Origin of the sequence: Kitasatospora sp. NPDC007106 (assembly GCF_040634455.1) — a bacterium.
Lineage (GTDB): Bacteria > Actinomycetota > Actinomycetes > Streptomycetales > Streptomycetaceae > Kitasatospora > Kitasatospora arboriphila.
Genome location: NZ_JBEYFP010000791.1, coordinates 1 through 2628 on the forward strand (window position 1 = coordinate 1; position 2628 = coordinate 2628).

A 2628-nucleotide genomic window follows, 5' to 3' on the forward strand; every position below is an offset into this window, starting at 1 on the left:
GCCGGTGGCCAGCGCGAGCGCGATCATCCCGAGCCGCTGGGCGGCGCCGGTCAGCTGCGCGGCGGGCCGGTCCAGCAGACCGTCCAGGCCGATCAGCGCGGCGAGGTCCCCGTCGCCCGGGCCGGTGGGCCGGCCGCGGCACTCGCCGCGGGTCAGCGCCAGGCTCTCCCGCAGGGTCCGGGTGGGGAACAGCCGGGTGGTCTGGAAGGTGCGGGCGATCCCGGCGCGGACGCTGCGGTGGGCGCCCCGGCCGCGGACGGGCCGTCCGCCGAGGAGGACGGCTCCCCCGGTGGGCGGGTGGGTGCCGGCGAGCATCCCGAGCAGGGTGGTCTTGCCGGAGCCGTTGGGGCCGATCAGGCCCATCACCTGGCCGCCGTCGAGCTCGAAGGAGACCCCGTCGACGGCGGTCACGCCGCCGAACCGCTTGACCAGGCCCCTGGCCTGCAACAGCGCGGTCATGCCACGGCTCCCCTCGGGCGCACCCGGCGGCGCAGCGCGGCCAGGCCGCCCAGCACGCCCTGCGGTGCGAGCAGGGTCACCGCGATGAACAGCACGCCCAGGGCGATCTGGCTGACGCCGGGCCCGAGCTTGATCAGCTGGGTGAAGCCGATCACGACGAGGCTGCCGACCAGCGGCGCGTACAGCCGGCCCGCGCCGCCGACGCCGATCGCCACGAACATCAGGAACCCCTGCACGAAGGTGAACTGGGACGGGGCGACGACGCCGTTGTACTGGGCGAACAGCACCCCGGCCCAGGCCCCGAAGACCGAGGAGAGGACCATCGCCAGCAGCTTGACCCGGGCCGTGGGCACGCCCAGGTGCTCGGCCAGGTCCTCGTCCTCGCGGACGGCCCGCAGCCGCGCCCCGAACCGGCCGGCGGACAGGAGGTGGAAGGCCGCCAGCGCCAGGCCGAGCGAGGCCGACAGCAGCAGCAGCGTCGTGTCCAGCGGGAGGCCGAGCTCGACCGGCCGGCCGTTGGGGCCGCCGGTCAGGTCGGCGGCGTTGGTGAACACCAGGGTGGTCACCGCGCCGAAGAACATCGTGCCGATGGCGAAGTACTGCCCGCGGGTCCGGCTGAAGACGAGCGCCACGAGCAGGGCCACGAGCACGGTGGCGCCGACCGCGGCGAGCGCGGCGAGGAGCATCGGCACGCCGTGGTCGAGCAGCACGGCCGAGACGTACGCCCCGCCGCCGTAGAAGGAGGCGTGGGCGAGGCTGGGGTAGCCGCCGAGGCCCTGGACGAGGTTGAGGCCGGTCAGGGCCACCGTCCAGGAGACGGTCAGCAGGGCGACCTGTCCGAGGTCGCCCTGCAGCGAGGTGAGCAGGGCGTGGGCGAGGAGGCTCACGGCGGCGATGCCGGCGAGCGGCCCTGCGTGCCGGGAGTAACGGGAGGTGCGCATTCACGCCACCCTTCGGGAGTTCGTGCTGCGCAGGCCGGTGGGCCGCAGCACGAGGACGATCACGAGCATGAGGAAGCCGAAGGCGCTCTGGTAGGCGGAGCTCACGTAGGCGGCTCCGAGGCTCTCGACCACCCCGAGGACGAGCCCCCCGGCGACGGCTCCCCAGACGCTGCCCAGGCCGCCGAGGACGACCACGACGAAGGCGCTGAGCAGCACCTCGTCGGCCATGTAGGGCGACACCTGGTACGTGGGGGCGTAGGCGATCGCGGCGACGCCCGCGAGCAGTCCCGCGACCAGGAAGGCCAAGGCGTACTGGCGGCGCAGCGGGATCCCGAGCATCGCCGCGGCCTCCCGGTCCTGCGCCACCGCGCGCATCCGGCGTCCGAGCGAGGTGCGGGACAGCAGCAGGTGGAGCGCGGCCAGCGAGAGCCCGGCCAGCACCATCAGCGCCGCCTTGACCCCGGGCAGGGAGATCCCGCCGAAGCGGAGCAGCACGGTGTCGTACGGGGTGTCGAGGGAGCGGCCCTCGCCGCCGTAGAGCCGGAGCGCGGTGTTCTGCAGGATCAGCAGCAGACCGAGGGCGACGGCGGGTGCGGCGGCCGGCTTGTCGACGATCCACCGGTAGGCGGCGGTCTCGGTGAGGACCGAGACGAGTCCGCCGCAGGCGATGCCGGCCAGGGCGGCGAGGACGAAGGGCAGCCCGGCCGCGGTCGCCGACCAGGTGGTGCAGGCGGCGAGGACGACGACCCCGGCGTGCGCGAAGTTGGGGACTTCCATCACGCCGTAGACGAGGGTCAGGCCGACCGCCATCACGGCGAACAGGCAGCCGAGGAAGGCCCCGTTGACGAGGGTCTGGATCATGCGCAGGCGTCCTTCGCGAAGACGGGGTCGACCAGCTCGCCGCGCTTGGTGTCGAAGGTCATGGCGCTGGCGACGGACTGCTTGGCGGGGCACCAGGCGGTGACTTCGGAGGTGGTGCGGGCGCCGCGCTCGTCGAAGAGCTGGCCGGTGTAGGTCGGCAGCCAGCCGCTGACGGTGCCCTTCGGGACGCCGATGCCGGGCAGCGCCTTGTTGATCTTCTCCGGGTCGGTGGTGCTGCCGGCCCTGGACATGGCCTCGGCGACGATGAACGGGTAGTCGTGCGCCCACATGGTCAGGTCCTGCGGGTGCTCCTTCCAGCGCTCCTCGTAGGCCTTGGCGAAGGCGACGGTGGCCGGGTCGGAGGAGG

4 protein-coding genes are annotated in these 2628 nt (G+C 73.8%); all 4 read right to left on the bottom strand.

What is annotated here, in order from left to right; genetic code table 11:
- Window positions 1–459 (bottom strand): ATP-binding cassette domain-containing protein (locus tag ABZ641_RS32380; protein ID WP_359987629.1); only part of this gene is annotated, 459 nt, incomplete at its 3' end.
- Window positions 456–1400: a branched-chain amino acid ABC transporter permease gene (locus ABZ641_RS32385; protein ID WP_359987632.1), complete on the bottom strand. Its 945-nt coding sequence runs from the start codon at window positions 1398–1400 to the stop codon at window positions 456–458. The genes ABZ641_RS32380 and ABZ641_RS32385, both read right to left, overlap by 4 nt.
- Window positions 1401–2261: a branched-chain amino acid ABC transporter permease gene (locus ABZ641_RS32390; protein WP_344625208.1), complete on the bottom strand. Its 861-nt coding sequence runs from the start codon at window positions 2259–2261 to the stop codon at window positions 1401–1403.
- Window positions 2258–2628: hypothetical protein (locus tag ABZ641_RS32395; protein WP_359987635.1), on the bottom strand; the 371-nt coding region annotated here is incomplete at its 5' end. The genes ABZ641_RS32395 and ABZ641_RS32390, both read right to left, overlap by 4 nt.